At 50.1% G+C, this 6382-nt stretch carries 7 protein-coding genes; 2 read left to right on the top strand and 5 right to left on the bottom strand.

Translation table 11 applies throughout. The features are described 5' to 3' along the window. Window positions 1-296, top strand: a 296-nt coding sequence (locus J7439_RS21995; protein ID WP_209204166.1) for a hypothetical protein, incomplete at its 5' end; no start/stop codon positions are given. A 443-nt stretch (window positions 297-739) separates the two neighbouring features. Here J7439_RS21995 and J7439_RS21990 read toward each other — a convergent pair. The 4 genes from J7439_RS21990 to dksA all read right to left on the bottom strand — a co-directional run bounded on the left by J7439_RS21990 (window position 740) and on the right by dksA (window position 4063). Then, on the bottom strand, window positions 740-1387 hold the full coding sequence (locus tag J7439_RS21990; protein ID WP_209204165.1) for an alpha-ketoglutarate-dependent dioxygenase AlkB family protein: 648 nt from the start codon (window positions 1385-1387) through the stop codon (window positions 740-742). A 96-nt stretch (window positions 1388-1483) separates the two neighbouring features. Beyond that, window positions 1484-2239, bottom strand: coding sequence for a hypothetical protein (locus tag J7439_RS21985; protein WP_209204163.1), 756 nt, complete (start codon window positions 2237-2239; stop codon window positions 1484-1486). A 205-nt stretch (window positions 2240-2444) separates the two neighbouring features. Further along, on the bottom strand, window positions 2445-3350 hold the full coding sequence (gluQRS, locus tag J7439_RS21980; protein WP_209204161.1) for a tRNA glutamyl-Q(34) synthetase GluQRS: 906 nt from the start codon (window positions 3348-3350) through the stop codon (window positions 2445-2447). 269 nt (window positions 3351-3619) lie between these two features. After that, entirely contained in the window at window positions 3620-4063 is a 444-nt protein-coding gene (gene dksA / locus J7439_RS21975; protein ID WP_209204159.1) for an RNA polymerase-binding protein DksA, read from the bottom strand. Window positions 4064-4521: 458 nt separating this feature from the next. Between dksA and sfsA the strand changes: the two genes are divergently transcribed. Continuing rightward, a complete protein-coding gene (gene sfsA, locus J7439_RS21970) occupies window positions 4522-5247 on the top strand; it encodes a DNA/RNA nuclease SfsA (protein WP_209204157.1) in 726 nt (241 codons plus the stop codon). Window positions 5248-5572: 325 nt separating this feature from the next. Here the strand turns inward: sfsA and J7439_RS21965 are convergent, their stop codons facing one another. Next, window positions 5573-6373 (bottom strand): ankyrin repeat domain-containing protein, encoded by an 801-nt coding sequence (locus J7439_RS21965; RefSeq protein ID WP_209204156.1) that lies wholly within the window; start codon window positions 6371-6373, stop codon window positions 5573-5575. Window positions 6374-6382: the final 9 nt, after the last annotated feature.

Here is a 6382-nt window from a genome sequence, read left to right as displayed (position 1 = left end):
TTCCGATATTGGGGAATAGAGAACTTGAACTATTGGAACCCTATCGGAAAGAGATGATACTTCCGCAGTTAATGAGTGTTCTCCAAAAGATCAACCATTATGATGTGGATAAACAGACACAAAACGCTTGGCATTCAGCCTTGGAATGCAGAAAAAAAGACCCTCTTGGGCTGAACGACATTGACACTTGGGAATCGGATTCTGGTTTATTGTCGCCGAATTTTGATTTATTTGTGACCGGGTCAGAACGGGTCAATAACCACCATGACTGGCTTGAAGAGTTCCTGCAAGGATAAACCAGTTGTCACAGCAATTCCCGACGCCTCTTTTATTCGGGAACCTGCCGATGTGATGACTGCTGCATTAAAAACAAAGGCAAGAAAAATCAAACCTTTTACCACAATACTATAGGCGGCTGTATCATCCATCCGCCCAGAAAAACCGTCATTCCTTTAGTCCGGATATTTCATAAACGTGCTCCCGCTCTCGCTTGTCCTTTGTCGCTCTGAGGGAGTTTTGCTCAGTCGACCGTACTCCCCGGTACGGCGCTCCCTCACAAAATCCCTTAGAGCAACAAAGCCCTTCGCGAGATTCGGGGCAGTTTATGAAATATCCGGGTTAGATTACTTTTATAAATTATTCTTACTGCTTTTCTTTGATTATTGCAGTGGAAATAAGTTCACTTTCCAGGTTGGAGTAAGATTGAGGCTAATGTCTGGCTTTTCCGGTGATTATCTTTCTATCCGTTTTTTGCCCGTTGTTCGTCGGGGCAGCGTGTAATCACACGACGAAAGGTCAAGTTGATCCTCGGCTCTACGGGTCTTGCTGTTTTTGTCAGGCAGTGCTGCCAGTATTTTTGGGTAGTTCCGGCCATTAACAATAGGGAGCCTGACGTCAGGTCAAAAGTGTAAGGCTGGATGTCTTTTCGGTATTTGTGGCGCAGCCGGAATCGTCGTGTCGCTCCCAGATTGAATGAGGCAATCACCGGGTTTTCTCCTAATTCGGGCTCATCGTCACTGTGCCAGCCATTGCTGTCCTGTCCACTGCGATACAGGTTGATTAATACCGAGTTAAAGTGATGGCAACAGATTGTTTCGACCAGTTGTTTAATGGCGATAACGGTCTGACTCCATGGCTGTGGAGAAAGCGCCAGACCTGAATACTGATAGTGTGCATCAGGATCTCCCATCCAGACCTGGAGTCTGGGCACCGGCAGGGTTTTACCGTAAATGGTTATCTGATCCTGCTGCCAGGGCAGTGTGGAGTGCAGCTCTGAGTACAACTGCCAGCCTGCAGATTCGGGGATAATCTGCGGCCATAAAAGCAGGTGGGCATCGGCAGGGATGTATATTTCCGGAGGTGTTGTAACGGCGCTGAATGTATTCAATGTTCGGGCTCCTGACAACTTAATTGAGCACCAGTGATCGTCTCAGGCCTGCCGGGGTGTAAGAAGGTTTGCTCCAACAGAGTCTGAGACTTTTGCTTACAGCCCCGGAGCGTCGTAAGTGACCCAGTAAATCATTTCACCGGGACAATCGCTACCCAGAATATCAGCCATGATATTATCAATTTTTAATTTGCCTATTTGTTCCAGCCACTGGTCATCATCCAGCTTTTCTTCCAGTAACCAGCTGGGAACGGATTGACTCTCCGAGTTGTACCATGCCACCGGGAAACGCATGCTTTTGGGCAGGCGACTGCGTTTTACACTTAACGAGGCATCACAACGAACCACCAGGCTGTCTGCTACCTGCTGACGTTTACGGAGATATTTACTGGACTCTCTGGCAAATTTTTCTTCGTAGGGACTCAACAGCTCTTCCTGTCGGCTTTCCAGACAGTAGTCGTAGGCGCGGCTGACTTTACTGTTTTCAAAGCCCATGATGCCGCAGGCTTCGGTAACGCGGCTTTTTATATCCTGTCTGAGTTCTGCATACCAGGGGGCATTGGGTCCGAGCACTTTTTGAGCTTCCAGTGTGGCAACAAAGATTAGATTTTCATCCGGTGTAAAGCAGGATGATACACCTTGTGTGTGAATGGGAGACTTCATCGTTATAGACGGTTCCTGACGTATAAGCTGTTCCCGGGTTCGTCTCGCCGCATCACAGAAGTCAGGGTTTTCTGCTGCAGGCCTGCTGGGCGTATCACTCAGAGAGGCAAAAGGCAGGGTATTGGCCGTCAGGTTTACAGAGAAAAATGAAAGAGCAGCAACCAGAGCTGTTTTAAGAAATATCGACATATTCGCTCCTTGAACACATCTTTTTTGGGCACATTACCAGGTGCCGGAAGGCCTCTGGATATGATTTATACAACCATATATAACATGTTCCACAGGATAGCGGTAGGCTTGCCCGGTGGCTGTTGACGTTTCGTTGTCAGTCTTTCGCGTATATGGCTACTTTCTGAGCTCAGACTGCCTGTTTCGCTGGAATTGCCGCGAAACGTCAACGGTCGTCCAGAGAGTTCTGCAAAATCTCTTTTTTTCCCGCCATGTTGTTCAAAGACCAGTTTTTTATACCCCAGGACAGGATCTCTTCAACAGAGTTCATCAACAGGTCTGGCTCTGGTTTCAGGCCAAATGCCGTCAATGCCTTGATCATCAGTGGACGGGGGTTGTCCAGTGGTATGGCGGGCGCATGGTTCTGCTTGCTGAGTTTATTGCCGGGGTTCCGGGTAATCACCGGAACATGGGCATAGGCCGGGTGCGGATAATGTAACTGGCTTTGCAGATAGAGCTGTCTCGGGGTTGAATCCAGAATGTCTACTCCCCTGACAATATGGGTAACCCCCTGAAAGTGATCATCAACGCAAACGGCCAGTTGGTAGGCGTATAGCCCATCCTTGCGCTTGAGAATAAAATCGCCAAGCGTGCTTAAATCAAACCGCTGATCGCCCTGAATGCGATCTTGAAACTGCATGATATCGTCATGGCACAACAGTCTGAGGCTATGGGGCTGGTTTGGGATCCCACGGTGATTGCGACAATAACCGGGGTACACACCGTTCAAACCGGCCAGTTTTTTGCGGGTGCAGGTACATGGGTAAAGTCTCTCTGCACGGAGCAGGGTGTCCAGGGCCTGGTCATAGGCTTCGCTGCGATCACTCTGAAACAGCACGCGGTCATCCCAATGCAGGCCATAAACGTCCAGCGCCTTGAGAATCAGGTCGGCCGCTTTGGGCTGCTCTCTTGGCGGGTCAATGTCTTCCATGCGCACGAGCCATTTGCCCTGATGGGCCTGAGCATCCAGATAACTGGCCAGTGCCGCAACCAGAGAGCCAAAGTGCAGAGGGCCGGAAGGGGACGGCGCAAAACGTCCAACGTAGGAGGGAGTGCTCAGTGTGTCGCCCATAGGAAGTGATGATCAATCAGGCAAGTGGTCTTGAGTGAGTGCCGTCAGGATTTGTCCCGGAATAACTTCATCATTTTACTCAGTCTGGGAAAAGGCCGCTGACCACTTACCGCCAACCGCAAAAGCACAAACGGTTCCGACTTTTCGGGTAGCGTCTGTAGAAATATCGAAGTGATTTCAGGACAGTTCCTTGGCTATAAAGAACCGGTCGAGAATGAATCAGCCCGGGGTACTCGCCGTACCACAGCCTGATTCATCATCCGGGTACATCAGTTACCCAGCTGTCTTTCCTTGATCTCGGCCAGTGTCTTACAGTCGATACACAACGTAGCAGTCGGGCGGGCTTCCAGGCGACGAATGCCTATTTCTACGCCACAGCTGTCGCAGAAACCGTAATCGTCTTCTTCGATCCGGGACAGCGTATCGTTGATTTTCTTGATCAGTTTACGCTCACGGTCACGGGTTCTCAGTTCAAGGCTGAACTCTTCTTCCTGACTGGCGCGGTCTGCCGGATCAGGAAAGTTCGCGGCCTCATCCTGCATATGGTTCACTGTACGATCCACTTCTTCCATCAGCTCCTGCTTCCAGTTTTGCAGGATCTTGGTGAAGTGAGCGATCTGTTGCTCGTTCATGTATTCTTCCCCATCCTTTTCCTGGTAGGGGGTATACGATTTGAGCAGATTGCCTGTATCCGCGTTTTTCTGTGCTGACATGATTACAGCCTCACCACCTTCTATTCATGAGCCAGGAGATCTCTCAAATGAGCAAGAATCCTGGACTCTCCATTTAGAGGCGCTCGCGCTCTGCCTGTTGAAAGCAGCCTCTGCGATCCCTCTGTTACTGCCGGCAAACCGGCTCCCTGAAAGCCAAGGTCAACACCACGGGTGCCTGGCGAGAACAAAAGCTCCTGGCACTTGCCTCTTGCCTTCCTTAAAGAAGCGGAGAAACTACCAAAACCCATGGCAAGACGCCATAAAAAAATGTCATCCGCTTTCTGACATTGACCAAAACCTGCACTCAGGTCAACTGATAATATTCTCCGAATCTGCTGCCCAATGGATTCAGAGAGCCTGTCAGTCCTGTAGGGTCAGGTATGATGAATCGGCATCTTAGGATTCTATTTTAGAATTTCAATAAGTAAATTAATGAAATTAAGTAATGAGTATCCCTGATGAAATATGATAATCGCCTATCTGAGGCCCGCCTGATAAAAAGATACAAACGGTTCATGGCAGATGTTGAGCTGGCCGATGGCTCCCGGATAACCCTGCATTGCCCAAATACCGGCTCCATGAAAAACTGCCTCTACCCGGGGTATCGGGTATGGTATTCCGACTCCGGAAATCCCCGGCGTAAATACCCCTGTACCTGGGAACAGGCGGAAATTCCGGTGGTGTTTAACGGCGAAGAGCGCCTCACTCTGGCAGGGCTGAATACCGGACGGGCCAATGCCCTGGTTGAGGAGCTGCTGCTGTCTGGCCAGGTGTCAGAGCTGTCCGGCTACCAGACTGTCCGCCGTGAAGTTCGTTATGGTGAAGAAAAGAGCCGTATTGATCTGCTGTTGCAGCAGGAAGGCCTGCCCGACTGTTATGTGGAAGTCAAAAGTGTCACGCTGGCAATGGGGAATGGCCTCGGCCTGTTCCCAGATGCCGTCACCAGCCGGGGCACAAAACATCTGCGAGAACTCACCCAGATGGTGGCTGACGGCCATCGATCCGTGTTGTTTTTCTGCGTTCAGCATACCGGTATTGACCATGTGGCGGCGGCACAGGCGATTGATCCGGTTTATGCAGAAGAACTGCAAAAGGCGGTTGCCGCTGGCGTGGAGGTGATGGCTTGGGGGGCAGACATGTCGCCGGATAACATTACCTTGGTCAGGCAGTTGCCGGTTGGATAACAAACACAATGCCCGGGCTGTGTTCGGTCGCACCTCGTTACTACGGTCCCCGTGGGAACGAAGGTGTGAGTTGTATGGGTAATAAAAACAATAGTTCTGGAATTTTTTAGAGAATCAATAGTCTAATCAAAAATAGCTAAAAAGAATTAAATATGGTTAATGGAGGGAGTAATGGATATAACCACGACCAGAACAGATGTTTTCGGACTTCATAAAAGCAGTTGTGCTGAAAAAATGTTGATAAAAGTTTTGAATCAGAGCTGAAAGAAGCCAAGAGTTTTTCAAAAAAACCGATCATAACAACGAATGTTGCGATCGTTGCGGTTTAAGTCAAGAGCGGTAGATAGATGTACTGTCTTACCGAATAAGGCAGCGGCAGCAACTTGACTGCCTGCTTCATTGGCAGCTTGTTGCGATCCAGGTGCTTGATCAGTCGGCCCCGGATGCTGCTCCGGCAGCGGGATTTGAGAGACGGAAAACGAGGGACTGAAATGAAATTCTGGATGATGTTTTTTGTAGCTGGTCCTGCACATTGCCAGGCGGTCTGTCCATGCTTTTCCTTGAGGTTCGGGTCAGCCCCGTTGGCCAGCAGGATCTTGACAATAGCATGGTGACCAGCGGCAGCTGCATCGTGCAGCGGGGTGGCATTGCTATATCTGAGAATGTTCGGCTTAGCTCCGCTGGCCAGCAGGGTCTTGACAATAGCAAGGCGACCATTGGCAGCTGCATCGTGCAGCGGAGTGAAGTTGTCAACTCCGGGCATGTTCGGGTCAGCCCCTTTGGCCAGTGCCATCTTAACTTGATCCTCCCATCCATGACGGGAAAATTTCTGTAACAGGCTGTTCCAGTCCAGCTGATGGGTTACAGGTAACAGGGTTTTGAATACATCGAGATGACCAGAGTCAACTGCAGATTGCAAGGCTGTCAACCCACCCATGCGCTTGAGGTTCGGGTCAGCCCCGTAGGCCAGCAGGATCTTGGCAATAGCATGGTGACCAAAGTGAGCTGCATGGTGCAGCGGGGTATAACCGAAATATCCGAGAATATTCGGATTAGCCCCTGAGGCCAGAAGGGTTTCGACCTTGGCAAGGTCGCCATCAGCAGCTGCTTTAGCCAGAGTGTCCATGATGTGACG

The sequence above is a fragment of the Salinisphaera sp. G21_0 genome, assembly GCF_017744115.1.
Lineage (GTDB): Bacteria > Pseudomonadota > Gammaproteobacteria > Pseudomonadales > Endozoicomonadaceae > Endozoicomonas.
Note: the sequence above shows the minus strand (reverse complement) of the source record. Positions and strands in the feature narration are given on the sequence as shown.